Annotated in this window: 22 protein-coding genes; 19 read left to right on the forward strand and 3 right to left on the reverse strand. The window is 58.8% G+C overall.

The genetic code is table 11. The features are described from left to right. The first annotated feature begins 53 nt into the window (after positions 1–53). The 16 genes from DW823_RS02025 (at position 54) to hflX (ending at position 21,047) form a co-directional block, all read left to right on the forward strand. A complete protein-coding gene (locus DW823_RS02025) occupies positions 54–2,300 on the forward strand; it encodes a polyribonucleotide nucleotidyltransferase (RefSeq protein ID WP_055250075.1) in 2,247 nt (748 codons plus the stop codon). Positions 2,301–2,947: 647 nt separating this feature from the next. Next, positions 2,948–4,618, forward strand: a complete 1,671-nt coding sequence (locus DW823_RS02030) for a ribonuclease J (RefSeq protein ID WP_118079872.1) — start codon at positions 2,948–2,950, stop codon at positions 4,616–4,618. Position 4,619: 1 nt separating this feature from the next. After that, positions 4,620–7,400 (forward strand): DNA translocase FtsK, encoded by a 2,781-nt coding sequence (locus DW823_RS02035; protein WP_233542954.1) that lies wholly within the window; start codon positions 4,620–4,622, stop codon positions 7,398–7,400. After that, entirely contained in the window at positions 7,400–8,896 is a 1,497-nt protein-coding gene (locus DW823_RS02040) for a RodZ family helix-turn-helix domain-containing protein (protein WP_118079875.1), read from the forward strand. The genes DW823_RS02035 and DW823_RS02040 overlap by 1 nt, the downstream gene beginning before the upstream one ends. A 26-nt stretch (positions 8,897–8,922) precedes the next feature. Beyond that, complete coding sequence (locus DW823_RS02045; protein WP_118079877.1) at positions 8,923–9,420, forward strand: YajQ family cyclic di-GMP-binding protein; 498 nt, start codon at positions 8,923–8,925, stop codon at positions 9,418–9,420. Positions 9,421–9,446: 26 nt separating this feature from the next. After that, a complete protein-coding gene (gene rimO, locus DW823_RS02050) occupies positions 9,447–10,796 on the forward strand; it encodes a 30S ribosomal protein S12 methylthiotransferase RimO (RefSeq protein ID WP_118079880.1) in 1,350 nt (449 codons plus the stop codon). Between the two features lie 9 nt (positions 10,797–10,805). Beyond that, the gene (gene pgsA, locus DW823_RS02055; RefSeq protein WP_118079882.1) at positions 10,806–11,444 is read left to right on the forward strand and encodes a CDP-diacylglycerol--glycerol-3-phosphate 3-phosphatidyltransferase; all 639 of its coding nucleotides are present in this window, start codon (positions 10,806–10,808) and stop codon (positions 11,442–11,444) included. Positions 11,445–11,471: 27 nt separating this feature from the next. Further along, positions 11,472–11,987, forward strand: coding sequence for a CinA family protein (locus DW823_RS02060; RefSeq protein ID WP_233542955.1), 516 nt, complete (start codon positions 11,472–11,474; stop codon positions 11,985–11,987). 257 nt (positions 11,988–12,244) lie between these two features. Beyond that, positions 12,245–13,393: a recombinase RecA gene (gene recA, locus DW823_RS02065; RefSeq protein WP_118079887.1), complete on the forward strand. Its 1,149-nt coding sequence runs from the start codon at positions 12,245–12,247 to the stop codon at positions 13,391–13,393. An 11-nt stretch (positions 13,394–13,404) separates the two neighbouring features. Continuing rightward, complete coding sequence (locus DW823_RS02070; protein WP_118079889.1) at positions 13,405–14,097, forward strand: regulatory protein RecX; 693 nt, start codon at positions 13,405–13,407, stop codon at positions 14,095–14,097. Between the two features lie 257 nt (positions 14,098–14,354). Beyond that, the gene (gene rny, locus DW823_RS02075) at positions 14,355–15,905 is read left to right on the forward strand and encodes a ribonuclease Y (RefSeq protein ID WP_118079891.1); all 1,551 of its coding nucleotides are present in this window, start codon (positions 14,355–14,357) and stop codon (positions 15,903–15,905) included. Between the two features lies 1 nt (position 15,906). Then, the gene (locus DW823_RS02080) at positions 15,907–16,992 is read left to right on the forward strand and encodes an ATP-binding protein (protein WP_118079894.1); all 1,086 of its coding nucleotides are present in this window, start codon (positions 15,907–15,909) and stop codon (positions 16,990–16,992) included. A 74-nt stretch (positions 16,993–17,066) separates the two neighbouring features. After that, positions 17,067–17,384, forward strand: coding sequence for a stage V sporulation protein S (locus DW823_RS02085; protein ID WP_118079896.1), 318 nt, complete (start codon positions 17,067–17,069; stop codon positions 17,382–17,384). A 65-nt stretch (positions 17,385–17,449) separates the two neighbouring features. After that, positions 17,450–18,820: a tRNA (N6-isopentenyl adenosine(37)-C2)-methylthiotransferase MiaB gene (miaB, locus tag DW823_RS02090; protein WP_118079898.1), complete on the forward strand. Its 1,371-nt coding sequence runs from the start codon at positions 17,450–17,452 to the stop codon at positions 18,818–18,820. Further along, the gene (gene miaA / locus DW823_RS02095) at positions 18,820–19,758 is read left to right on the forward strand and encodes a tRNA (adenosine(37)-N6)-dimethylallyltransferase MiaA (RefSeq protein WP_118079900.1); all 939 of its coding nucleotides are present in this window, start codon (positions 18,820–18,822) and stop codon (positions 19,756–19,758) included. The genes miaB and miaA overlap by 1 nt, the downstream gene beginning before the upstream one ends. Beyond that, positions 19,758–21,047: a GTPase HflX gene (hflX, locus tag DW823_RS02100; protein WP_117564294.1), complete on the forward strand. Its 1,290-nt coding sequence runs from the start codon at positions 19,758–19,760 to the stop codon at positions 21,045–21,047. The genes miaA and hflX overlap by 1 nt, the downstream gene beginning before the upstream one ends. Here hflX and DW823_RS02105 read toward each other — a convergent pair. Both DW823_RS02105 and lexA read right to left on the reverse strand, forming a co-directional pair. Beyond that, entirely contained in the window at positions 21,032–21,736 is a 705-nt protein-coding gene (locus DW823_RS02105) for a heparan-alpha-glucosaminide N-acetyltransferase (protein WP_118079903.1), read from the reverse strand. The genes hflX and DW823_RS02105 overlap by 16 nt on opposite strands. Next, complete coding sequence (lexA, locus tag DW823_RS02110) at positions 21,736–22,380, reverse strand: transcriptional repressor LexA (RefSeq protein WP_147324160.1); 645 nt, start codon at positions 22,378–22,380, stop codon at positions 21,736–21,738. The genes DW823_RS02105 and lexA overlap by 1 nt, the downstream gene beginning before the upstream one ends. 163 nt (positions 22,381–22,543) lie before the next feature. Between lexA and DW823_RS02115 the strand changes: the two genes are divergently transcribed. Genes DW823_RS02115 through dut form a run of 3 tightly spaced genes read left to right on the forward strand, consistent with a single transcriptional unit; the run spans position 22,544 to position 23,936 of the window. Continuing rightward, positions 22,544–22,993 carry a LysM peptidoglycan-binding domain-containing protein gene (locus DW823_RS02115; protein WP_118079905.1) on the forward strand — a complete coding sequence of 150 codons (450 nt, stop codon included), beginning with the start codon at positions 22,544–22,546 and terminating at the stop codon, positions 22,991–22,993. Positions 22,994–23,044: 51 nt separating this feature from the next. After that, positions 23,045–23,488 (forward strand): transcriptional regulator NrdR, encoded by a 444-nt coding sequence (gene nrdR, locus DW823_RS02120; protein ID WP_055285168.1) that lies wholly within the window; start codon positions 23,045–23,047, stop codon positions 23,486–23,488. A gap of 4 nt (positions 23,489–23,492) precedes the next feature. After that, on the forward strand, positions 23,493–23,936 hold the full coding sequence (dut, locus tag DW823_RS02125; protein ID WP_118079907.1) for a dUTP diphosphatase: 444 nt from the start codon (positions 23,493–23,495) through the stop codon (positions 23,934–23,936). Between the two features lie 486 nt (positions 23,937–24,422). Here dut and DW823_RS02130 read toward each other — a convergent pair whose 3' ends face one another. After that, complete coding sequence (locus DW823_RS02130) at positions 24,423–25,724, reverse strand: glycosyltransferase (protein WP_233542956.1); 1,302 nt, start codon at positions 25,722–25,724, stop codon at positions 24,423–24,425. Positions 25,725–25,815 lie beyond the last annotated feature (91 nt).

Genomic DNA, 25,815 nt, shown 5'->3' on the forward strand with positions numbered 1-25,815 from the left:
CCGTGTCACATGAGAAGCCCGCAGGCAAGGGGCCTGTGGGGTAAAGGAGAACAATGACACTCGTATCCAAGACCTTTGAGCTGTACGGCAAGACCTACACCTTTGAGTCGGGCGAGCTTGCCAAGCAGGCCACCGGCGCGTGCCTGGTCAAGCAGGGCGACACCACGATGCTCGACACCGTGGTCGTCTCTAAGGAGCGCAAGAACTACGACTTCTTCCCGCTGACCGTCGACTTCAACGAGAAGATGTACGCCGCCGGCCGCATCCCGGGTGGTTACCTCAAGCGTGAGGGCCGTCCCAGCGAGAAGGCCACGCTCACCGCGCGCATGATCGACCGCCCGATTCGCCCGAGCTTCCCGGACGGCTTCCGCAACGAGGTACACATCGTCGCTACCTCGCTCGTCGCCGACCAGGTCAACCCCTTCGACGTCATCAACGTCATGGGTGCTTCCCTGGCCATGACGCTCGGCGGCGTTCCCTTCGAGGGCCCGCTTGCCTGCGTGCGCATCGGCCGTAACGTGGAGACCGGCGAGTTTATCGTCAACCCCACCTACGAGGAGCGCGAGAACTCGGATCTGGACCTGGAGCTGGGCGGATCCGCCGACTTCATCTCGATGGTCGAGGCCGGTGCCGAGGAGATCTCCGAGGACGACATGCTCGCCGCCATGAAGTTTGGCCAGGAGGCCCTTGCTGCCTTCTGCCAGGCCCAGGACGAGTTTGTCGCCGAGTGGGAGCAGGTCAACGGCCCCATCGTCAAGAAGGAGTATCCGCTCGACCAACCCGTCGAGGAGGTCCAGGAGCGCATCTTCGCCCACTACGACGAGATGGCAGCTGCCCTTCGCGACGCCGACAAGCTCTCTCGTATCGGTAAGGTCGAGGCTCTGAAGGAGTCCATCCGCGCCGAGTTTACCGAGGAGGAGCAGGCCGCTTGGGAGCGCGAAATCCCCGTGGCGCTCAAGAAGCTCGAGAAGAAGGCCATGCGCACCATGGTCGTCGAGACTGGTGAGCGCGTCGACGGCCGTGCCGCCGATGAGATTCGTCCCATCATGGTGAAGGATAACTATCTGCCGCTCGTTCACGGCTCCGGCCTGTTCCAGCGTGGCCAGACCCAGGTGCTCTCGGTTCTTTCGCTCGGTATGCTCAACGAGGGCCAGCGTCTTGATACCATCGAGCCCACCGAGGGCAAGCGCTACATGCACCACTACAACTTCCCGCCGTTCTGCACCGGCGAGACCGGCCGCATGGGCAGCCCCAAGCGCCGCGAGATCGGCCACGGCAACCTTGCCGAGCGCGCCCTGCTTCCGGTGCTTCCCGACGAGAACGAGTTCCCCTACGCCATCCGCGTCGTCTCCGAGGTCATGGAGTCCAACGGCTCCTCTTCGATGGCTTCGACCTGCGGCTCCACGCTCGCCCTTATGGACGGCGGCGTGCCCATTAAGCGCCCGGTCTCCGGTATCGCCATGGGTCTGATCCAGGAGGAGGGCAAGACCGTGGTCCTGTCCGACATCCAGGGTCTCGAGGACTTCCTGGGCGACATGGACTTTAAGGTCACCGGTACCACCGAGGGCATCACCGCTCTGCAGATGGACAACAAGGCCACCGGCCTCACCTTCGACATCCTGGCCCGCGCCCTGCAGCAGGCCAAGGAGGGTCGCGCCTTCATCCTGCAGAAGATGCTCGATGTGATTCCCGAGCCGCGCCACACCACACGCAGCACCGCTCCGCGCATCGTCTCCATCCAGGTTCCTACCGATAAGATTCGCGACGTCATTGGCTCCGGCGGCAAGGTCATCCGCGGTATCCAGGACGAGACCGGCGCTTCGGTCGACATCCAGGAGGACGGCACCGTCTTTGTCGGCGGCACCGGCGAGTCCGTCGACCAGGCCGTCGAGCGCATCAAGCTCATCATCAAGGTTCCCGAGCCGGGCGAGGAGTACACCGGTCGCGTGGTCTCCATCCAGCCCTTCGGCGCCTTCGTCAACCTGCTGCCTGGCAAGGACGGCCTGCTGCACATCTCCCGCGTCGCCAAGGGCCGCGTGGAGAAGGTCGAGGACGTTCTCAACGTGGGCGACGAGGTCAAGGTCGTCGTCATCGAGGTCGACGATCGCGGCAAGATCTCGCTTGATCGTCTCGACAAGCCCGAGGCCCCGGCTCGCTCTGAGGGTTCCTCCGAGGGCGATGGCGAGCACTTCCAGCGCCGTGAGCGTCCGCGTCGCGAGCGCTCCGAGCGCAGCGACCGTCCGCGCCGTCCCGGCGACAACGGAGGCCGCAAACCCCGCCGTCACCACGACGCTGAGTAACAGCTACACATAAGCAGCTCAACAAGGGCGACTCCGGACAGGGGTCGCCCTTTTGCTTGCGCCCGAGAGGGTCGCATATGAAGTTTCCTGCTCTACAGTCCTGCGCAAGACGGAAAGCACATTAAGTGCTTTCCTTTGCGTGCGGAACTCGCGATAAACTTCATATGCGTCCCTCCCGGGCGCAAGCAAAAGGGCTGGTTAGTGCCGCTCGCTATTGAGTTAGACAGTCTATTCAGTAGTCAGATTTAGATCTGTAGATAGACGTAGCAGCATTTCCTCAGATAAAACCTACTTAAATGAACCTGTCCTTTATTGGCAGGTCTGGTCTCAGCGGCCCCGGCACGGGCTAAGTTTATCGCGAGTTCCGCACGAACAGGAGGCCACTTAATGTGGCCTCCGTCGTGAGCAGGACTGTAGAGCAGGAAACTTAGCCCGTGCCGGGGCCGCTGAGACCAGAACGGTGGGATACGCAGGTTCAGATGGGGCTTTGATGCATGGGTGGTCTGTTGGTGGGCAAATGGGTATGATGCTGTAGTTATTGCATCGACTCTGTGATGCATGTTTGTACGTTCCCGGCGGTCGGTTTGCCAGAAGCGCCCCGTCGGTTGTTCCAGACCCGTTTCGAAGAAAGGAAACCACACGAACCTATGGCAGCTAAAAAATCATCTCCCTTGAAGATCATTCCGCTCGGCGGCCTTGACGGCATCGGCAAGAACATGACGGTCTTCGAGTGCGGCGACGACATGGTGCTCGTCGACGCCGGTCTCATGTTCCCCGACGACTCCCAGCCCGGTATCGACTTGGTACTTCCCGACTACACCTATGTCCTGGAGAACGAGGAGAAGCTCCGCGGTATCGTTGTCACCCACGGCCACGAGGACCACACCGGTTCGCTTCCGTACCTGCTGCAGGACCTCAACAACAAGGTGCCCATCTTCTCGAGCAAGCTGACGCTCGGTTTTATCGAGGGTAAGCTCTCCGAGTTCCGCATTCGCGCGCCCAAGTTCCGTGAGGTCAAGGGCGGCAGCCACGTCAATCTCGGTGGCATCTCGCTCGATTTCTTCTCCATGACGCACTCCATTCCGGGTGCTTTGGGCGTGTTTATTCGCACCAACCAGGGCACCGTTATGCACACGGGCGACTTTAAGCTCGACCAGACGCCCATCGACGGCGTCACGCCCGACTATGCCGCCATCAGCCGCTTTGCCAAGCAGGGTATCGACCTGCTGCTTTCCGACTCCACCAACGCCACGGTTCCCGGCTTTACTAAGTCCGAGGCCGAGGTTGGCCCCAACCTGCTGCATGCCATCAAGAACGCCCCGGGCCGCGTGTTCGTCGCGTCGTTCTCGAGCCACATCCATCGCCTGCAGCAGATCTGCGACGCTGCCCGCAAGTGCGGCCGCAAGGTCGTCGTGACAGGACGTTCCATGCTCACCAACACTCGCGTGGCGCGCGAGCTTGGCTACCTCAACATCGACGATGCCGATATCCTCGATGCCTTTGATATCGATAACCTACCCGACGACAAGATCGTCGTCATGTGCACCGGTTCGCAGGGCGAGCCGCTGTCGGCCCTGTCCCGCATGGCCAACGGCGAGCACAAGACGCTCTCCATCCACGAGGGCGATACCGTCATCCTGTCCGCTACGCCCGTTCCTGGCAACGAGAAGGCCGTGCAGCAGGTCGTCAACAGCCTGGCAAAGCTCGGCTGCGACGTGTGGGATAAGAATCGTGCCCTCGTCCATGTCTCGGGCCACGGCAGCCAGGAGGAGCTCAAGCTTCTGATGGCCATGGCCAAGCCCACCTACTTTATGCCGGTTCACGGCGAGGCCGTGCATCTGCGTGCCCATGCCCAGCTTGCCCGTAAGATGGGCATTAAGGATGATCACATCTTTATCCTCGATAACGGCGACACGCTCGAGATGCGTGGCGGTATCGTCAAGCGCGGTACGCCTGTCGAGTCCGGCGTCGTCTATGTTGACGGTCTGCGCATCGGCGACACCGACCCCATCGTCCTGCGCGATCGCCAAAAGCTCGCCAACGACGGTATGGTCACGGCCGTTGCCATCGTCTCGCTCAAGCATAAGAAGATCGAGGCTATCGAGTTCTCGGGCCGCGGTGTTTCGTTTGCCATCGACGACCAGTTCTCCGAGGATGCCTCAGCAGCCATCATGAAGACGATCGAGAAGGGCAAGTTTAGCTTTACCAGCAGTGGCTCCGATGCCATTCGCAAGGCCGTGCGCGATTCGCTCTCCAACTTTATCTGGAGCCGCACGCGCACCCGTCCGATGATCATCCCGGTCGTCATGGAGGTTTAGTTTGGCGCGCGGATCTGCACAAAACGCCAAAGGCAATAAGGCCAGTAACCAACCGGCATCTGCTAAGGGTGCCGGTTCCCATCTGCGTGCCAATCAGGGCCACGAGTCGGAGTTCGATGAGTTCGAGCCCTTGGTCGAGCCTTCGGCCAATCGCGATATCGCCGGCGTGGTCATTGCCGTTTTGGCGATTGCGTCCTTCATTGCCGTGATTTCGCCGGCAACGGCGCCCGTGACGGCTGCTGTCGCCGGTTTCTATCACCTCGGCTTTGGCCTGGGCGCCTACGTGCTGCCGATCGTCATCTTGCTGTTTGCCGCCACGCTCTTTTTGGGTGAGGACTCGCCGCTCAACATTCGCTCGGTCGCGGGTGGCGCCGTGGTCTTTGTGGCCATTGTCTCTATCCTGTCGCTGATGGTGCCGGGCACGAGCGATTCGTGCGACCTCATGTTTGCGCCGCAGAACCTATCCGCGTCGGGCGGCTACATTGGCGCCTTTATCGCAAGTACCTTGCAAAACGCCCTGGGTAAACCTATTGCCATGGTTGTCTTGCTGGGGCTTGTCGTCGTTGGCCTGGTCATTATCGGCTTTTCGGTGGGCGGCGTTTTGCGCTCCGCACGCGATCGCGCCGCCGATTTTGCCGAGCGCCGTCGTGCCGATGTCAACGCGAGCCCGTGGGGCGATGAAGAGGCCCTGTCGGTTCCCGGCGTTGCCCGTCCGCACCTGAGCATTCTGCGCCAGAAGGGGACTGACGCCGCCGTGACCACGGTCATGGGTGGCGATGCCGACCCGGTTTTGGATGACGACGAGGACGATGACCCGTTTGTCGACGTGTCCGAGGCCGTGGAGGCCGAGCGCGCCAAGACCACGCTGCTGCCGCGCCGCCATGCCAAGAAGCGCAAGGCCGCGCCCAGGCTCAACACGAGCGAGCCTGACCCCTCTTGGTCCGATAGCGAGATTGAGCTCACCGAGGGCGATGACGAGGATGACGAGGCTCTGCTCGAGACCGCCAAGACCACATTGCTGCCGCGTCGCCGCGCCAAGGCAGGACAGGTCACCGGACAGTTTTCGATGGAAGACGACCCGGACAAGGCTGACGAGTCAGAGCCGCCGTTTGCCGTGAATCCCGTTTCGGCAGCTCCGAAGATCCCCGACTTCCTAAAACATCCCAAGGTTTCCGATGCCTCCACTCTTACGGCTTCTGCCGCTCCTGTTGCAGTCGGCGATGGGGGAGCGGACGGCACCGCTGCCGATACCGAGGGCGACCAAGAGGATGGCCTCAAGCTCCCGCCGCTCGAAATCCTGCATGCCAATCCGCAGTCGGCGTCCTCCGCGTCTTCTGATAAGGAGCTGGAACAGACTGCCGAGTCGTTGCAGTCCACCTTGCTCGAGTTTGGCCGTAGCGCCCGCGTTGTCGGCTGGATTGCCGGCCCCACGGTCACGACCTTTAAGCTGCAGCCCGGTGAGGGCGAGCGCGTGAGCAAGATCTCGAGCCTCGAGGACGATATCGCGCTTTCGCTTGCCGCCCAGTCGGTGCGTATTTTTGCGCCGATTCCCGGCACCTCGCTCGTTGGTATCGAGATTCCCAATCGTAAGCGTCAGAACGTCAACTTGGGCGACGTGCTTCCCTATGTGAAAGGCGGTCCGCTCGAGCTTGCCATCGGTCGCGATGCCGAGGGCACGCCGGTTGTCGCCGACCTCGCCAAGATGCCCCACTTGCTGATCGCCGGTACTACCGGTTCGGGTAAGTCGGTCATGATCAACTCAATCATCACGACCCTGCTCATGCGCGCTCTTCCCGAGGACGTTCGCCTGATCATGGTCGACCCCAAGCGCGTCGAGCTTGCGGGCTATAACGGCCTGCCGCATCTCTACGTGCCCGTGGTGACCGAGCCCAAGCAGGCGGCCAGTGCACTGCAGTGGGCCGTGTCCGAGATGGAGCGTCGCCTGAAGGTCTTCGAGCGCCTCAACGTTCGCAAGATCTCGACCTATAACGAAAAGCAGGCCGCCGGCGAGTTTGAGCATTACGATAACCCGCCGCAAAAGATGCCCTATCTGGTCATCATCATCGACGAGCTTTCGGACCTGATGATGGTCGCCGGCAAGGATGTCGAGGCCTCGATCGTCCGTATCGCCCAGCTGGGTCGTGCCGCCGGTATTCACCTTATCGTGGCTACGCAGCGCCCCAGCTCCAATGTGGTGACGGGCCTTATCAAGGCCAACATCACCAACCGTATCGCCTTTAACGTGGCTACGGGTATCGATTCCCGCGTCATCATCGATCAGATGGGCGCCGAAAAGCTCACCGGTTTAGGCGACATGCTGTTCTCCAAGGTCGACTGGGGCAAACCCCGCCGTATCCAGGGCTGTTTTGTCTCGGACGACGAGATCAACGAGATCGTCGAGTTCGTTAAGTCGCAAAGCGAGCCCGATTACCACGAGGAGATCCTGTCTGCCGTGGCGCCCGCTTCCATGTCCATGGCTGGTGGCGGCGGCATTGTTCGCACGGGTGTTGCCGAGCCGCAGGATGACGACCCGCTTATCTGGGAGGCCGCCCATATTGTGGTGGAATCGCAGCTGGGCTCCACATCTGGCCTGCAACGCCGCCTCAAGGTTGGCTATGCGCGCGCCGGGCGTATTATGGACATGCTGGAAGAAAAGGGTGTCGTCGGCCCGCCCGACGGTTCCAAGCCACGCGAGGTCCTGCTGGACGAGGAGGGGCTCGCTGCGCTGGAGTCTGTCGACGCCGAGATGGCACGTGAAGATCGTGAGTTTGGAGGATTCTGATGGCTGCACGCTTTGGTGACATGCTGCTCGAGCAGCGTCGCCGGATGGGCCTTTCCATCCAGCAGGTCGCCAACACCATCAAAATCAGGCCGCAGATCATCGAGTTTTTCGAGACCGGTAACTTTGCATCGATGCCCCCGCGCGGCTATGCGCAGGGCATGATTTCGAGCTACGCTCGCTTTTTGGGGCTTAACCCTCGCGAGGTCGTCAACGCTTATTTTGATGACCTCATGGCATATGAACGCGAGACCTCGCAGCAGGGCGGTCGTTTTCAGGATGCTGCCGGCTACGTTAACTCGCGCTCGTCGGTCGATAACGGACGCTTTCTGATGGTTCAGGGTGGTCGCTCGACGCGGTACGGCCAGCGCCCTCCGCAGGCGGGCTATATCACCGAGACGGGCTCCAGCGAGGAGATTCGTTCTCAGCGAGATCGCTTTCGCAGTACGCCCATGCCTGATGACCGTGCGCTTCCCGCCGCTCGCGGGTTGAGTCGCGATCCCCGCGCCGGTTACGGCGACGGTGGCTACTCCGGTCGTGGTTATCGCGGAGTTTCTGCCGGGCGTTCCCACGGTGGTTACGCCGACGCCGATACCACGCAGGTGACGCCGCGCCTCCGTTCTCAATCGCAGCCTTACGGGCAGCGCTCTTCGGCGCCTCGCTCTGGCCAGCTTGGCTATCAGAACCGTGGCGAGCTTGCGCCGCGTTCGGGTCAGCGCGGCTCGCAGAGCCAAGGCGGATATCGTGGTCGTCCCGATAGCGGTCGCGGCCGTATGCCGCAGGGGAATGGTCGCGGTGGTTCTAATCGCGGACGCGGTGGTGGACGTGCTCCCCAGAATAATGGACTCGATCCGCGCATCATCTACGCCGGCATCGGTGCCGTGGCGCTTTTGTTGATTCTGCTCATCGTGGTCCTCCTGCGTGGCTGCGGCTCTTCTGCACCCGAGTCGACGCCTGAGACGCCCGCGGCCACCAAGACGACGACCAAGAAGTCTTCCAAGAAGACCGAATCTGTTGACGAGGATGAAGGCACCGACGAGGCGACGGATTCTGCCGATTCCGATGCCGCCAAGGCGAACGCGAAAAAGAAAGAGGACGAGGTCATCAAGGTCAAGGTCTCCGTTGCCAAGGGCAAGACCGCCTGGATCGAGGTCAAGGTCGACGGTAAATCGGTCTTTGGCGCCCAGGCAACCGGTCCCTTTGAGCAGGAGTACACGCCCGAGTCCTCGATCGAGATCACCACGTCCAAGCCCTCCGATGTCACGGTTACCAAGAACGGTGAAAAGGTTCGCTACGACACCAAGACATCGGGTGTGGCGCGCGTGACCATTACCGTTCCCAAGAAGGAGACCGCAGAGTCCGAGGATGGCGAGAGTACCGACGGCACCGACGCCCAGTCTACCGACGGCACCGACCCTCAGTCTACCGACGGTACCGACACGGCATCCGACGGCCAGACTGCAAACGATTCAGATGACTATTCGTACGACAGCTACTAAGGCTCCCCGTACCGAAAGGAAGAACCATGGCTAAAGATTCCAGCTTCGACGTTGTGTCCGAGGTCAATATGCAGGAGGTCGATAACGCCTTCCAGCAGACCGCCCGCGAGATCTCTCAGCGCTATGACCTCAAGGACTCCGGCGCCACCATCGAGCTTTCGAAGGGCGATAAGCTCTTTACGATCAATGCCCCGGCCGATTTTGTCTCCAAGCAGATTATTGACGTGCTGAGCTCTAAGCTCATCAAGCGCGGCATCGATCTTAAGGCTGTCTCTTGGGACGCGCCGCAGGCGGCTTCGGGCGGTACCGTGCGCGTGCTCGGCCATATCGTCGAGGGCATTGACCAGGCGACCGCCAAGAAGATTAATAAGGACATCAAGGATCAAAAACTCAAGGTCAAGGTGACCATCGAGGCCGATAAACTGCGCGTTTCCTCGGCCTCTAAGGACGCGCTGCAGACCGTGATCCAGTTCCTGCGCGACCAAGACTACGGCCAGCCGCTGCAGTTTACCAACTACCGCTAACTTACTCGAAAGGACCGTTCTCCAACATGGATACACCTTTGGGCTCCGTGCTCTACATCACCCTCGGGTGCGCTAAGAACGAGGTTGACACCGACCGCATGCGTTCGCTGCTGACCGCCGCGGGCTATGAGGAGGCATTCGATCCGCAGGACGCCGATATCGCTATCGTCAACACGTGCTCGTTTCTCGCCTCGGCGACGTCCGAGAGCATCGAGACCACGCTCGAGCTCGCTAACGAGGTGCAGGACGGCGTTCGCGCCTGCCCCATCGTCATGTGCGGTTGCGTGCCGTCTCGTTACGGCGATGACCTGCCCGACGAGCTTCCCGAGGTCGCGGCCTTTGTGAAGGCCGATGAGGAAGACGGTATCGTCTCTGTCATCGATGGCGTGCTGGGCGTGGAGCGCGAGATCGCTGCCTATATTCCGCAGGTCAAGCGTACCGTCGAGGGTGCCGTTGCCTATGTCAAGATTTCCGATGGCTGCAATCGTTTTTGCAGCTTCTGCATGATCCCCTACATTCGCGGTCGCTATCATTCGCGCAATGCCGAAAGCATTATCTCCGAGGTGCGCGACCTGGTTGCCGGCGGTGTGCGCGAGATTGTGCTGATCGGCCAGGACACGGGCATCTGGGGCACCGACTTTGCCGACGAGGACGTCGCCGAGGGCTCGCCGCGCAATCTGGCGCAGCTGCTGCGTGCCGTCGCCGAGGCTGTGCGCCCGCATAACGTCTGGGTCCGTGTGCTCTATCTGCAGCCCGAGGGCATGACCGAAGAGCTTATCGAGACGATTCGCGATACGCCCGAGGTGCTGCCCTATATCGATATCCCCGTACAGCACTGCGATGCGCGCATCCTTAAGGCCATGCGCCGCTCCGGTTCGCGCCAGGAGCTCGAGGATCTTTTCCGTGACCTTCGCGAGCGCATCCCCGGCATTGTGATTCGTTCCACGGCCATGGTCGGCTTCCCGACCGAGACCGACGACGAGTTCCGCGACCTTATCGACTTTATGGACACCGTCGGCTTTGACTACACGAGCGTCTTTGCCTACTCGCGTGAGGAGGGCAGCCTGGCCGCCAAGATGGAGGGCCAGGTCGATGAGGAGGTCAAGCTCGAGCGCGCCCAGGAGGCCATGGATCTGGCCGAGTCGCTCGGTTTTGCCGCCACGGCAGCCCATGTGGGCGAGCGCGCACAGGTGATCGTCGATGGTATCGAGGAGACCGAGGACGGCGCTGAGCTGATCGGTCATGCCTGGTTCCAGGCGCCCGATTCCGATGGTGCGGTGCATCTGGACGCCAGCGAGGCATCCGTGGGCGATATTCTGACCGTCGAGTTTACCGATAGCTTCTGCTATGAGCTTATCGGTCATGTTGTGGAGTAGGAGAGCGTCGTGGCAAACGAGAGCAATAAGGAACTGACGAGTGTTTGGACGCCCGCCAACATCGTGACGTGCGTTCGCATCGTCTTTATCCCGGTGTTCATGATCGTCTCGGCCCTGTCTCACGCGAGCGTTGCCGGTACGGACTGGAGCACCTTCGACGGCCCGCTCGCCGCCGCTGCCTTCATTCTGTATGTGATCCTGTCGTGCACCGATAAGGTCGACGGCTATCTGGCGCGCTCGCGCAACGAGATCACTGATTTTGGCAAGTTCTTGGACCCCATCGCCGATAAGCTGCTCGTGTTTTCGGCCCTGCTGCTGTTCCTTGATTTTGGCGCGGTGACCGTGTGGTCCGTGTTCATCATCCTGTTCCGTGAGCTGCTGGTGAGCGCCCTTCGCATGGTCGCGAGTGCTGCCGGTGTAGTCGTTGCCGCCGATAAGCTCGGCAAGTACAAGACGGCGACCACGATGGTCTCCATCTGCGGCTATCTGTGCGTCTTTGCGATGGCCGGCCTTCAGCTGGGGCCGGTGTCGCTGCTGCTCGGTGTCTATTCGGTGTCGCGCTTCCTGTACGTCATCGCCGTGATTTTGACCATTGTCTCGGGCGCCCAGTACTTCTGGAACTGTCGCAAGATCGTCTTTTCGGTCTAGGTCCTGGTGGGTATGACGGAGTCTTATTTGCAGATCGCCGCAAACAACGAGGAGCTGGCGCGCGATATTGTCGAGCGCGCGAGTGCCCGTGGTGTGACGGTGTCGACGGCGGAGTCGCTGACGGCGGGCATGATCGCCTCGACGATTGCCGATATCCCGGGTGCCTCGGCGGTGCTTCGTGGCGGTGCGGTGACCTACTGCGATGAGATCAAGCATCGTGTTCTGGGTGTTGAGCAGGAGACGCTCGATCGGTTTAGCGCCGTGTCGCACCAGACGGCGCGCGAGATGGCCGTGGGCTCGCTGGACCTCTATCAGAGCGATGTGGCCGTGAGCGCAACGGGCTACGCTGGGCCCGGTGGCGGCACTGAGCAAGACCCCGCCGGTACGTTCTATATTGGGTGGGCGTATCGCGCGGCCGATGGGGGAGCGCCGGTTGTCGAGTCTGCGCGCTGTCATTACGAGGGCGATCGGTCGTGCGTTCGTGCCCATGCGGTCGCGGAGGCTTTGGAGCGCATTGTCCGCGTGCTCAATTCTATGGAATAGACGTGGTTTAAGGGGCCTTAGGGCCCCTTAATTGTGGAGCTAGGGACCTTTAACGGTATTGGTGTTTGCGCTGGTACATGACCTAAACTTGTTCGATTACCCGTATTTGTGATTGGTGGGGTCAAGCGTTTGGTCGGTGATTGGTTGGCGTTTGGTCGGGTTTTGGAATGGTCGGGTGCATATGATGAATCTGAACGGTTGACCACGAACAGCCGTTCGTTTATTATCGTTTCAGGTTGTTAAGAGGAGGGCTATTCATGGCCAAGAATTCAGGTCCCGTACGTACCGTTCATGCACGCACGACGGGTAAAGAGCGCGATGAGATGATCGCCACCACCAAGGCCGAGATCGAGAAGAAGTTCGGCCAGGGCTCTATTATGAGGTATGGCGACGGCGGTCCCGAGCTCGAGGTCGAGGCTATTCCGACGGGCTCTCTGGCACTCGATGCCGCCTTGGGTATCGGCGGCGTGCCGCGCGGCCGTATCGTCGAGATTTATGGCCCCGAGTCCTCCGGTAAGACGACGCTTTCGCTCGAGATTCTTGCAGAGGCGCAGGCCATGGGCGGCGTTGTTGCATTTATCGATGCCGAGCACGCGCTTGATCCCACCTATGCCGCGCGCATCGGCGTCGATATCGATGAGGTCCTGATTTCCCAGCCCGATACGGGCGAGCAGGCGCTCGAGATCGTCGATATGCTTGTGCGCTCCGGTGCCATCGACGCCATCGTCGTCGACTCTGTAGCCGCATTGACTCCGCGTGCCGAGATCGAGGGCGAGATCGGTGACACGACGGTGGGCCTGCAGGCTCGCTTGATGAGCCAGGCACTCCGTAAGCTCGCCGGCTCGCTTGCCAAGTCCAACACGACCTGCATCTTCATTAACCAACTGCGCGAGAAGATCGGCGTCATGTTCGGTAACCCCGAGACCACCACGGGCGGCCGCGCGCTCAAGTTCTTCTCTTCCGTGCGAATCGATATTCGCAAAATCGATACCATCAAGCTCAAGGACGAGGTTATCGGTAATCGCGTGCGTGCCAAGGTCGTTAAGAACAAGGTGGCGGCTCCGTTCCGTTCGGCCGAGTTTGACATCATGTACGGCACCGGCATCTCTAAAGAGGGCTCGATTCTGGATATGGCCGTCGAGTGCGGCATCTGCAAAAAGATGGGGTCCTGGTTTGCCTATGGCGAGGATAAGCTCGGCAACGGTCGCGAGGCCGCCAAGACATTCCTGCGGGAGCATCCCGATTGCGCCGACGAGATCGAGCACAAGGTTCGCCTTGCCTGCGGCCTTGAGTATGACGATGATGCCCCCTCCGAGGTTGAGTTGACCGACCAGCCCGCCCCCGAGGAGTTTGATGAGCTGTACGCCATCGATGGCTCCGCGATGCTCGACGATGACGACGAGTAGCGGATGCCGACATGTCGTATACGGTGACCGAGGCCACGGTCGTCTTTCCCGATAAGAAGGCGGCCTCCTCGTTCTCGAGCGGTTATGCGTCTAAAAAGCCCTGCGCGCATATCGATTGCGATCTCGAGGGCGGTTTTGAACGTTCCATTTGGATTCCCGTGCGCGTGGCGCGCCTGTACGTTAAGAACCGCCCCGATCTTCCCTGTGATTGGGATGACTTTCGCGAGGCTGTGCAGCTTATCGAACGTAAATGTGCGCTCACCATGGTGACCGAGATGCTTTCGCGCCGCGATCATGCCACGGGCGAGGTGCGCGATAAGTTGGCGCGCTATGGCTTTCGACAGCCTGCGATCGATTTTGCAGTTGCTCGAGCGACCGAGTATCGTTTTTTGGATGAGAACCGCTTTTGTTCGTACTTTATCGAAGAGCGCAAGCGTCGCGGTTGGGGACAGCGTAAGATCGAGGTTGAACTCAAACGCCGTCATGTCGTGCTTGACGATATCCCCGGGTATCCCGAGGCTTATTTTGCCGTTGATGATGACTTGGCCCGCGCTTCGGCCTTGCTCGCTAAACGTCGCGTTCCCGAAGTACGTGCATTCGAAAAGCTCGTCAGATTTTTGATGGGTAAAGGCTTTTCGTATCACATCGCCGCCGATGCCGTTAAGGCGCGCCTCGATACCTCAAGCGAGGAATGCGCCGTGTAAGCGTGCGCATGGTACGCCCCTGCCGTTCACCGCTTGATAGGCGCCGTGCCGGGTGCGTTTATTTGACAGTTGTTGCGGTTCAACGTAGGATAAACACTGTCATTTGCTTTGTGATATGTGCTCATCTGTGATGAGTTTGTTTATATGTTTATCTGTATCCGACCCGCATAAGCTGCGCCCATATTACTCAAATGTCGCGAGCCGTTCGTAAGGACGGTTCGCTTTGCTGTGTAGCTAATCCATAAAAAGGAGTGAGCATGCCTATCATTGCAGCGCTCGTTGGCCTCGTTTTGGGTGCCATCGCCGCCATTGCCTACATGCGCACCGCTAAGCAGGGTAGTCTTCACGAGGCCGACGAAAAGATTCAGTCGGCACACGCGCAGGCAGAGTCCCTGATTGGTGATGCTAAGCGTCAGGCCGAGACCCTCAAAAAAGAGGCTCTGCTCGAGGCTAAGGAAGAGATCATCAAGAACAAGCAGGCCGCCGAGGCCGAGGACAAGCAGCGTAAGAGCGAGATTCGTACGCTCGAAAACCGCGTGATGCAGCGCGAGGAATCGCTCGATCGCCGCAACGATGCTCTTGATAAGCGCGAGCATCAGCTGTCCAGCCAGGCCGGCCAGGTCGAGAAGCGCTCTCGCGAGCTTGAGGAGCTCTGCGCCAAGCAGACTTCCGAGCTTGAGCGTATTGCCGACCTTACGCGCGAGGACGCTCACAAGGAGCTGCTCGACAAGGTCCGCGGCGAGGTTACCCACGAGGCGGCCACCATCATCCGCGAGTCCGAGCAGCAGGTCCGCGCCGAGTGCCACAAGACCGCTCAGGAGATTCTCTCCCTGGCGATTCAACGTTGCGCCGCCGACCATACCGCCGAGGTCACCGTTACTTCTGTGCACATTCCCTCCGATGACCTCAAGGGTCGCATCATCGGTCGCGAGGGTCGCAACATCCGCACCTTTGAGCAGGTGTCCGGCGTTAACCTCGTGATTGACGACACCCCCGAGACCGTCGTGCTTTCGAGCTTCGATCCGGTCCGTCGTGAGACCGCCCGCGTGGCGCTCGAGAACCTCATTGCCGACGGTCGTATTCACCCTGCCCGCATCGAGGAGATGTATCACAAGGCCGCCGATTTGGTTCAGCAGCGTGTGCGCGAGGCTGGCGAGCAGGCCGCCTTCGATACCGGTATCCACGACCTGCATCCCGAGATCGTCAAGACCCTGGGTGCTCTTCGCTACCGCACCTCGTTTGGTCAGAACGTTCTGCAGCACTCGCTTGAGGTTTCTGACCTGTGCGGCGTCATGGCCTCCGAGCTTGGTCTGGACGTTGTGACCGCCAAGCGTGCCGGTCTTCTGCACGACCTGGGTAAGGCCATTGACCATGACGTTGAGGGTCCGCATGCTGTGATTGGTGCTGAGCTTGCCCGCCGTTATGGCGAGAAGCCCGTCATCGTCCACGCGATCGAGGCCCATCATGCCGACGTCGACCCCAACACGGTACTTGACGTTCTGGTCCAGGCTGCCGATGCCGTCTCCGCTTCTCGTCCCGGTGCCCGCCGCGAGTCGGCCGAGAATTACATTAAGCGCCTTGAGAAGCTCGAGGAGATCGCCAACTCTCACGACGGCGTCGAGCGTACCTATGCCATGCAGGCCGGTCGCGAGGTTCATGTCATGGTTCAGCCTGACAAGATCTCCGATGCCCAGTCCACGGTGCTTGCGCACGATATCGCCCATCAGATCGAGGAAGAGATGGAGTATCCCGGTCAGGTTCGCGTTGTCGTGATTCGCGAGAGCCGTGCCGTCGATATCGCTAAATAACATGAACGACGCGAACGAGCTCATCTCATTTATCGCGTCGATGTCGGGGGAGGGCAACCTTCGCGTCGAGGAAAACCTTGGCGAGGGGTATGTCCGCCTCCGCGTTTCGGAGGCCGAGCGCCGTCAAGCCAAGCATGACATTCAGCATGTAGAGGACATTGTCATCGAGATGCTGCGCAATGCTCGCGATGCCGGAGCCGATAAGGTCTATCTTGCCACGACCAAGGAGGAGGGTGTTCGCACCCTCCTCTTCCTGGATAACGGTTCGGGTGTGCCGCAGGATATGCAGGAGCGTATCTTCGATGCCCGTGTCACTTCCAAGCTCGAGAGCATGAAAATGGACCGTTGGGGTGTTCACGGTCGTGGTATGGCGCTGTTCTCTATCAAGCAGAACACGGATGAGGCACGCGTTGTTACATCGGGCGTCGATTTGGGCTCCGCGTTTAAGGTGTGCGTTGCCACCGATCGCTTGGGTGAGCGCGCCGACCAGTCGAGCTGGCCTCAGGCGGTTAAAGACGAAGACGGCCGCTATGTATGTGCTCGCGGCCCCCACAACATCATTCGTGCGGCCTGTGAGTTTGCCCTTGAGGAGCTGCGTTGCTGCGATGTGTATCTGGGCTCTCCGTCCGAGATCGCTGCGACCCTGTACGCTCAGGCTTCGAGCCGTCTCGATACGTCGCGCCTGCTCTTTATCGACGACGAGTGCGAGCTTCCGGTTATCGATCGTTTGGGCCTTGCCTCGGATGCCGAGGACTTTATCCGGATCTGCTCCGGGTTGGGTCTCGAGATGTCCGAGCGCACTGCCCACCGTATTCTGTCGGGACAGATTAAGCCCGTTCGCGGCGTGACCGCGCGCCTGCTGCGCGAGCGCGATTCCACCTCGCATGCGCCGGCTCCCGTCGATCTTGCCAAGGACCGTCGAGGCCTTCGCATCGCCAAGGATGATATGGCGCAGTTTTCGCGTGCGGTTGAGCGTGACTTTAACGACCTCGCTGCCCGGTATTACCTCAATCTGTGCGGCGACCCTAAGATTCGCGTTTCGCGTGATCGCATCACGGTGACGTTCGATCTTGCCAAAGAGGAATAAAATCTTTACCGAGTCCGCTCGGTACGATACAGTTATTGCAGTTAAAACGTACTTTTAAACGCAGGAGTTTCTTCATGGATTGCCTGAAGGTATCAAGCAAATCATCGCCCGCGTCCGTTGCCGGCGCTATTGCCGGCATGGTCAAAGATGGCGTCCCCGTCAACATCCAATGCGTCGGTGCCGGTGCCGTCAACCAGGCCATTAAGGCCGTTGCCATTGCGCGCGGCTTTCTGATTCCGACCGGCTTTGATGTCTCCTGCGCGCCGGTGTTCTCCGACATCCTCATTAACGGGGAGTCGCGCACGGCAATTCGTCTCTCTATCTACGTTCACCAGATTAATCGGGCTGCTATGGATAACGTCGTCATGGACGACGTTAAGCCTGTTGCGTAAACGAGCCATCTGCACGCTTGTAGCACCTATGCGCCCCGTCGACACCATCGTTAGGATGTAAGCTCATGGACCAGCGTTCCGTACGCGATATTCTTGCCGGTAAAACCTACTTTATCCGCACATTCGGCTGCCAGATGAATCAGCACGACTCCGAGCGCGTGAGTGGCTTGCTCGATTCGTATGGCTGTCTTATGGCGCTCGATCCGGAGCATGCCGATATTGTCGTGTTCATGACGTGCTGTGTGCGCGAGGCTGCCGATACTCGCCTCTATGGTCAGTGCAATTCCTGCAAGAGCCTGCCTCCTTCGCCTTCGGGTAAGCGTGTGGTCGCCGTGGGCGGCTGCATCGCCCAGCGCGATGGCGAGGGCTTGCTCACCAACGTCGATAACGTCAATGTCATTTTTGGCACCCATTCTATTGCGCACGTGGCCGAGCTCATCGCTGAGGCGTTTTTGGATGGCAAGCGCCACATCCGCACGAATGAGCATGAGGATACCGACGCCATGAGTATGCCGTGGCATCGCGAGACGCAATATCACGCTTGGGTGCCCATCATGACGGGCTGCAACAACTTCTGTACGTACTGCATCGTGCCGTACGTCCGTGGTCGTGAGAAGAGTCGTCCCTTCGAGGAGATTGTCGACGAGGTTACCGGGCTTGTGCGTCAGGGCGTGCGCGAGATTACGCTGCTGGGCCAAAACGTTAACTCCTACGGTCGCGATCTCTTTGGCAAGCCGCGTTTTGCCGATCTGCTGCGCGCTGTGGGCGATACGGGTGTCGAGCGTATCTTCTTTACCTCTTCGCATCCCAAAGATCTGCTGCCCGAGACCATCGATGCTATGGCCGAGACGCCTGCCGTCATGCCGCAGCTTCACTTGGCCGTTCAGTCGGGTTCCACGCGCATCCTTAAAGAGATGAATCGTCGGTACACGCGCGAGGATTATCTGGGCCTGGTCGATCGTATTCGTAACCGTATGCCCGATATTGCGCTTTCAACCGACATCATCGTGGGCTTCCCTGGTGAGACCGAGGAAGACTTTGAGCAGACGCTCTCGCTTGCCGAGACGGTGCGCTATGCCCAAGCCTACACGTTTATTTACTCCAAGCGCGCCGGTACCCCGGCCGCCGAGATTTATGATCCCACCCCGCATGAGGTTATCCTTGAGCGCTTTAACCGTCTGGTCAAGGTTATCGAGACGACGGCACACGAGTTTAACCAGGGCGAGCTTCACACTGTGGTGCCTGCGCTCATTGAGGGCACGAGCAAGAAGAACGACGCTGTCCTTCTGGGCAAGAGCCCTAAGAACCAGACGGTGCATGCGCCGATTCCTGCTGGCTATAGCATCGATCAGCTTATCGGCAAGATCGTCGATGTTGATATTGATGTCGCCAAGACGTGGTATCTGTCTGGCTCCGTCGTGGGCGAGCCTCGCTAATGATTTCTCCTGGTGCAAGCCTTTCTGCTGTAGCGATTGTCGGTCCGACAGCGGTCGGAAAAAGCGATGTTGCCGACCGCCTGGCCGCTCGTCTATCGTCCGAAGTGTTGTCGTGCGACGCGATGCAAATCTATCGCGGCATGGACATCGGTACGGCCAAAATGATGCCCGAGGAGTGCTCGGCACCTCTGCGCCTTATCGATATCGTGGATCCCGGCGTCGCGTATTCTGCTGCGCTCTACCAGTCGGACGCCCGAGCACATGTCGAGCGTTTGCTTGGCGAGCAGCGTCTTCCGGTCTTTTGCGGCGGTACGGGCTTGTATCTCAAGGCCGCTCTCGATGAAATGGATTTTCCTTCGGGAGAACTTGAGGACGAACGACGCGTGGGCTATCAGGAGCTTGCCGAGCGCATTGGCGAGGAAGCATTGCATGCCCTGCTTGCCGAGCGCGACCCTGAATCAGCTGCCGTGATTCATCCCCATAACGTGCGTCGTGTGATTCGTGCGCTCGAGATGCACGATGACGGCGTGTCATATGCCCAGCAGAAGTCGAAATTCAGTGTTCCGCGCGAGCGCTATCATGCCTTGTGGTTTGGTCTGACGCGTAGCCGTGAAGTGCTGTATGAGCGCATTAACCTACGTGTCGACCTTATGTTTGAGCAGGGACTGGTTGATGAGGTCCGTGGCCTTATGGACCAGGGCCTGGGCGATGCGCTCACGTCGATGCAGGCAATTGGTTACAAAGAGATTATTGATGCCTTGCGTGGCGCTATTACCATGGATGAGGCCCGTGAGCTTATCAAGATGCGCTCACGTCGCTATGCCAAGCGCCAGCTATCCTGGTTTAAGCGTGACGATCGCATCGTGTGGTTCGATATGGATGAGTTTACGATCGATGAGGTCGTTGATGATATTTACCATCGCATCGAGGCTGCCTAATGGCTCGTTTCCCTTTGGTCCCCACGGCGCCTGAACCCGAGCGCGCCATCTTGGTTGGTGTTGAGTGGCGCGATAACGCCTGGCCGCTCGACCGTTCGCTCGACGAGCTCGAGCGTCTAGCCCACACTGCTGGGGCCCAATGCGTTGCACGCTTGTCTCAGCGCCTGGTCAAGCCCTATCCCAAATCGTTTATCGGCTCCGGAAAGGTCGAGGAGCTGTGCGGTTTGGTGCATCGCATGGATGCGGATGTTGTTATCTTCGACGACGACCTGACTCCTTCACAGCAGTCCTATCTTGAGAAAGCCGTGGGCGAACCGGTCAAGATTATTGACCGTACGGCGTTGATTTTGGATATCTTTGGTCTGCATGCCCAGACGCGTGAGGGCCGCTTGCAGGTGCAGCTGGCACAGTTGCAGTACCTGTTGCCTCGTTTGCGAGGTATGTGGAGCCACCTTGCCAAGGAACAGACGCGTGGCGGTATTGGCTCGCGCTTTGGCCAGGGCGAAAGCCAGCTCGAGGTTGACCGACGTTTGATTCGCAACAAGATTGCCGCGCTTCGTCGCGAGCTTAAGCAGGTTGAACAGCGTCGCGATGTCCAGTCAAAGAGCCGTATCGAGTCGCCGGCGTTTCGCGTTGCCTTAGCCGGTTATACCAATGCCGGTAAGTCGACGTTGCTCAATCGTCTGACCGGGTCTACGGTGCTTTCACAGGATAAATTGTTTGCCACGCTCGATCCGACGACGCGCTCGTATCGCTTGCCCGGTGGTCGTGGCATGACCATTACCGATACCGTTGGCTTTATTCAAAAGCTACCGCATGGTCTCGTTGATGCCTTTAAGTCCACGCTGTCTGAGGTCCTTGGTGCCGACCTGATCCTTAAAGTTGTGGATGCCTCTGACGAGGATTACGAGCGCCAGCTCGAGGCAGTCGATCGTGTCCTTGATGAGATTGGTGCCGGTGAGCGCCTGACACTTACCGTGTTCAATAAAATTGATCTGCTCGATAGCGTCGATCGCTTGAGCTTTCGCCGTCGCTATCCCGAGGCGGTGCTGTTCTCGGCTCAGACGGGTGAGGGTCTTGATGACTTAGTCGACCGCATCGCTCGTGAAGCGGCCGCCACGGACGTGTTGCTCTCGGCCGATATCCCGTATCGAGAGGGCGCGTTAATCACGCTCGTGCACGAACAGGGAACCCTTCTGCACGAGGAATACCTCGAGGACGGCGTTCGTATTGTGGCAAAGCTTCCGGACCGTATCGCACCACGTCTTGAGCGTTACCGAACGGAATAAATCAGCTCCAGTACACCCAAGATAACCGGTTGATGAAGCAGGTAGAACGGCAGTGCATGGCGTCCGAGGCTTGCGAGCGCCGGGATGGGATTTTCATAGGCCCATGCTGGTGCCTCGCAGTTTGCTTTCTGAGCCGTGCGCGCGGCAAAGAAGCCTGTGAGGTACATAAATAAGAAGGGTATGAGCGGATAGTAATCACCGGAGACAAAGTCTGGACTTGGGAACCCCAGCCAAGCTAGATGGGGGATAGGGTAGACCGCTTTAGGAATGCTCCAGGTACAGGCAAAGAGTATGAGGCAAATCGTTATACCCCAAACTGCCGGTATTCTATCGAGAACCGGGCGCGCGAGTGCAACAATGGCGGTGCACGCCGCCATGCAGAAAATGATGCCGAAGTTCACCGAGTCATCGACTGAGACGAGCGTCGTTGCGACCCATACGACCAAAGCGGCTACGGCATATTTGGCGGCACGCTTGATGTTGTTGCGCGAGAGGGTGCACATCCAGCCGGCAATAAACAAAAATACCCAACTGATGCTGGCTCGCCAGATGTCTTGGAAGATGGTCTGGGTAAACCAGGGCATCTCCCAACCATATAGGTAGGCAAGGTCGTAGCAGGCATGAAATCCCGCCATCGACAGCATGGTAAACCCGCGAATGGTATCAAAGACCGTGATGCGTTTTTGCATTACGAAAACCGGCGCATCAAACCGACGACCTTGCCTAGAATCGTGGGATTTGTCGCGTAGATAGGCTCCATAGTGTCGTTTTCGGGCTGCAGGCGAACGCGTCCCTGCTCCTTATAGAATGTTTTGACTGTTGCGGAGCCATCGATCATGGCCACGACAATCTCGCCATTCATGGCGCTCTTCTGCTCGCGAACGATGATGTAGTCGCCGTTATAGATGCCGACGTTAATCATCGAATTGCCGTGGACCTCGAGGATAAAGGACCCCTGTTCTGTTGCGATCTCGGTTGGGATGGTAAAGGTGTCCTCGATATTCTGCTCGGCAAGGATGGGAATCCCTGCAGCGACACGGCCTACGAGAGGCAGCGATACAGTGCCGCGGGGCACCGTGGGCTCATCGGACTTCGAGATGGAGACGGAAGATCCGTCCTCGTCAAAGAGCTCGAGAGCGCGAGGTTTGGTGGCGTCACGCTTGAGCAGGCCGCGTGCTTCCAGCGCGGAGAGGTGCGCATGTACGGTGCTAGGGGAGGAAAGGCCCACAGCCGAAGCCATCTCGCGCACACTGGGCGGATAGCCCTTCTCCTGCTGATATTCCTTGATGAAGTCGTAAATTTGCTGCTGACGCTTGGTAATTTTGCGAGCCATCAGGGGTTCCTCTCTACCCATACCAAACAAATGTTCTATTTTTGCTTGACAGGAACAACTGTTCGAAGATAATAATAACCGAACACTCGTTCCCGCGCTAGACTTTTTTGTCCCCGCGGCTTGATAAAACAGTTCTCGTCAAAACAAACGAGAGGAGAACAGAATGAACGCAGCGGATATGGTCCAGGGAAACCTCGCTCTTAAGCTCGAGGCGCCCGCCACGCCTGCCTTTACGGTCGTGAAGGGCGGACGCTCTCATTTTCAGGCCGTGGCCACTAAGCCCGTTCGCACCCAGCGTGCGTCCGTTGCTTCGGCTCCTGTTGCCCTGAAGGCCTCGACGATCGTTGCTGTAGCCGTAGCGTTTACCCTGTTCTTCGTGCTCGCCACGTCAGTTTTTTCTGCTCGTCACGCAGCATATGCCGATTCCGTAGCCAACGTCACCTACGAAACGGTTCGTGTGCAGTCCGGCGATTCCCTGTGGTCGCTTGCCCAGGAGCATCCCATCGATGGCCTTTCCACGCAGGAGACTTCCGACATGATTCGTAGCGTAAATCACCTCGATCGCAGCTCTCTTGATGCTGGTGCAGTTCTGAAAGTTCCGGCTCGTTCGTAAGATTTCCGCTCGGTTGCATGGTACCCTTGTTATCGTTTAAGAGGAGGTACCATGCGCTGTCCCAAATGCGGCAAGGCACATACCCGCGTTGTCGATTCCCGTATGCAGGAGTCGAACAACACTATCAAGCGTCGTCGCGAATGCTGTTCGTGCAATTATCGTTTTACGACGTTCGAGCGCTGCGAAGATCCCATCGAGGTTATCAAATCCGACGGGTCTAAGCAGCGGTTCGATCGCAACAAGCTGCTGGTCGGCCTGATGCGCGCCACGATTAAGCGCGATATCGATACGAAAAAGCTCAACGAGATCATCGATGATATCGAGGTGGAGCTGCGTTCGCGTACGCTGACGGCTGTTACGTCCCACGAACTGGGCGATATGGTGCTCAAGCGCCTGGCCAAGATCGACAAGGTGGCCTACATTCGCTTTGCCTCGGTCTATCGCGATTTCAAAGACGTCGACGAGTTTTTGCAAGAGCTCGACAAGCTAAGGTGATTTCATGTCCAACATTACCGTTAACATTAAGCGTCTCGATCCCACGGTCGAGCTTCCCAAATACGCACATCCCACGGATGCCGGCCTTGACCTCCGTGCCAACGAAGACTGCACCCTCAAGCCCTTTGAGCGCCGCTTGGTCTCCACTGGCTTGGCCATTGCGCTGCCCGATGGCTACGCCGGCTTTGTCCAGCCCCGTAGCGGCCTAGCTATTAAGCAGGGCCTGTCTATAGTCAACACGCCCGGTCTCATCGACGCCCACTATCGAGGCGAGCTTAAGGTCATCCTCATCAACCTGGATCCCACCAACAATATCCAGATCAACAAAGGCGACCGCATCGCTCAGCTCGTCATCCAAGAAGTCCCTACGGTCAACCTCGTAGAAGTAGACGAACTAGACAAAACCGACCGAGGCAACGGAGGCTTCGGCTCCAGCGGCGTAGCTTAATCATTTTCAACATGTAGGGTTGGCCTCTCACCCGGGGCCCACACATATCATCCCGTGCTCAAACATTCTCGCTACGCTGCGAAACTGCGCGCGGGACGATATGTGTGGGCCCCGGGTGAGAGGCCACATACTTGAATATGTGTTTCGACTTGCGCGGTAGGCCTCATCAATATAATTACGACTTGCTTGTTGTTCTGACTCTCCATTAGCTGGATTACATCCTTGCAAATCCTAATTAGGAATGTGTTTTAGACTTAAGTTAGCATGCGGCAAAGGGACGCCTCCTTTGTCGCATCGGCTAACTATATTTTCCGGTCTTGCCTTTGATGGTTCTACTGGAGGGGGATCTAGTGTAGCCGCTAGTACGTAATCCCAGCTTGCCTGTGGGGGCCTATATATCGTCCCGCGCGCAGTTTCGCAGCGAAGCGAGAATGTTTGAGCACGGGATGATATATAGGCCCCCACAGGCAAGCGGACAGTCCGAAGCTAGCGGATATGCGCGGGTTTTTCGCCCCAGTAGAAGCGGCAGAAGGCTCGTTTGCGCTTTTGGGGCTTGCCTGCAAGTTCCATGGTTGCGATGGCGATATCCTCGGCTGCGCGTGGACGGCGCAGCACTTCGCCGTTAATGAGTAGTGCCTTGAGCGATTCGGGATGATCGTGGAGATGGCGCAGTGTCACGATGAGCTCGCGTGCGGTCGTGACATGCATGCTGGCGCCCATGCCGGTGAGCATGGTGGTGTTGGCCTTTTCCTGGCCATAGGACTTGCCCAGCAGAATCATTGGTAGGTGTGCGCACAGGCATTCGGTAACAGTGAGTCCGCCCGATTTGAGAATTGCCAGGTCACAGCCGTGCATAAGCGCTGCCATGTCATCGACGTAGTCAAGAACCGTGATGTTCTCGAGTTTCATGGCATCGAAGAGCGTTTTGAGACGGGTGGCATATTCGGCATCCTTGCCCGGCAAAAAGACAAAGTGCATGTCCTCGAAGCTGCGCAGGAAGGGGAGGGTGCGGTCCATCTCCGCGCGAAAGCGAACGTACGGTTGAGGCAAACTGGCGCCGGCCATCACCAGCACAACGAGCTTGTCTGTGGGGAGATTGAACTTCTCGAGTTCTTCCTCGCGGTTGTAGTCCGTATCAAACCCGGCGCGAATGGGGATGCCCGTAATGCGGATCTTTGCCTCGGGAACCTTACGGGGTCGGAGTGTTTCGGCCATAAACTCGTTTGCCACGCAGAACAGGTCGGTGTCCTTATGGGGCCACCAACCCTCGACCTCGTAATCGGTCGGTACGCAAATGACAGGATAGTCGATGCCCGTAATGACGCGCGCGCCGACGGCGACGTTGGCTGCCGTGATGTGTGTGGCTACCACGGCATTGGGCCTGCGAGTTCGAACGTATTCGTTAAATGCGGGGAACATGATGCGCGACCATGCCGTGCCACCGCCCCAAAGCAGGTGTCCGGTAAGGGTATAACGCCAGGTCAAGTCATAAATTGGGCGCGTGGCGCCGGTAAACGAGGCGGCCGTTTTGTTGCCGTCGAATTTTATGCGTCCAAAATCAAGGATATCGAGCACTTCAATCTCAACATCCTCGGGGATGCCATTGGTGCCGCGGATGTGGTCGAATGCCTGCGCAATCGCATTTGCGGCGGCCTTGTGGCCCGAGCCGACCGAGGCGTGCACGATAGTCACGAGAGGTTTTTGCTGAGCCAAGAGCGTGGTTTGTTCCGATTGGGGAGTGCTTTGCGTGGGCAGGGGAGCGTCATTGCCCATCTGCGTTTGATCCATCGATAACTCCCCTTCATCATTGTTTCGCAATGAATCATTGTAGTGCATGAATGACACGTTCGCCTAAATTTGGGTATGAGCGCAAGAAACG

Origin of the sequence: Collinsella sp. AM34-10 (assembly GCF_003469185.1) — a bacterium.
Taxonomy (GTDB): domain Bacteria; phylum Actinomycetota; class Coriobacteriia; order Coriobacteriales; family Coriobacteriaceae; genus Collinsella.

Excerpts from the sequence above, each read along its gene's own strand:
- DW823_RS02025 (WP_055250075.1), top strand. The coding sequence starts at position 54 with ATGACACTCGTATCCAAGACCTTTGAGCTGTACGGCAAGACCTACACC.
- DW823_RS02030 (WP_118079872.1), top strand. The coding sequence starts at position 2,948 with ATGGCAGCTAAAAAATCATCTCCCTTGAAGATCATTCCGCTCGGCGGC.
- DW823_RS02040 (WP_118079875.1), top strand. The coding sequence starts at position 7,400 with ATGGCTGCACGCTTTGGTGACATGCTGCTCGAGCAGCGTCGCCGGATG.
- DW823_RS02045 (WP_118079877.1), top strand. The coding sequence starts at position 8,923 with ATGGCTAAAGATTCCAGCTTCGACGTTGTGTCCGAGGTCAATATGCAG.
- rimO (WP_118079880.1), top strand. The coding sequence starts at position 9,447 with ATGGATACACCTTTGGGCTCCGTGCTCTACATCACCCTCGGGTGCGCT.
- recA (WP_118079887.1), top strand. The coding sequence starts at position 12,245 with ATGGCCAAGAATTCAGGTCCCGTACGTACCGTTCATGCACGCACGACG.
- DW823_RS02070 (WP_118079889.1), top strand. The coding sequence starts at position 13,405 with ATGTCGTATACGGTGACCGAGGCCACGGTCGTCTTTCCCGATAAGAAG.
- rny (WP_118079891.1), top strand. The coding sequence starts at position 14,355 with ATGCCTATCATTGCAGCGCTCGTTGGCCTCGTTTTGGGTGCCATCGCC.
- DW823_RS02080 (WP_118079894.1), top strand. The coding sequence starts at position 15,907 with ATGAACGACGCGAACGAGCTCATCTCATTTATCGCGTCGATGTCGGGG.
- DW823_RS02085 (WP_118079896.1), top strand. The coding sequence starts at position 17,067 with ATGGATTGCCTGAAGGTATCAAGCAAATCATCGCCCGCGTCCGTTGCC.
- miaB (WP_118079898.1), top strand. The coding sequence starts at position 17,450 with ATGGACCAGCGTTCCGTACGCGATATTCTTGCCGGTAAAACCTACTTT.
- miaA (WP_118079900.1), top strand. The coding sequence starts at position 18,820 with ATGATTTCTCCTGGTGCAAGCCTTTCTGCTGTAGCGATTGTCGGTCCG.
- hflX (WP_117564294.1), top strand. The coding sequence starts at position 19,758 with ATGGCTCGTTTCCCTTTGGTCCCCACGGCGCCTGAACCCGAGCGCGCC.
- DW823_RS02105 (WP_118079903.1), bottom strand. The coding sequence starts at position 21,736 with ATGCAAAAACGCATCACGGTCTTTGATACCATTCGCGGGTTTACCATG.
- lexA (WP_147324160.1), bottom strand. The coding sequence starts at position 22,380 with ATGGCTCGCAAAATTACCAAGCGTCAGCAGCAAATTTACGACTTCATC.
- DW823_RS02115 (WP_118079905.1), top strand. The coding sequence starts at position 22,544 with ATGAACGCAGCGGATATGGTCCAGGGAAACCTCGCTCTTAAGCTCGAG.
- nrdR (WP_055285168.1), top strand. The coding sequence starts at position 23,045 with ATGCGCTGTCCCAAATGCGGCAAGGCACATACCCGCGTTGTCGATTCC.
- dut (WP_118079907.1), top strand. The coding sequence starts at position 23,493 with ATGTCCAACATTACCGTTAACATTAAGCGTCTCGATCCCACGGTCGAG.
- DW823_RS02130 (WP_233542956.1), bottom strand. The coding sequence starts at position 25,724 with ATGGATCAAACGCAGATGGGCAATGACGCTCCCCTGCCCACGCAAAGC.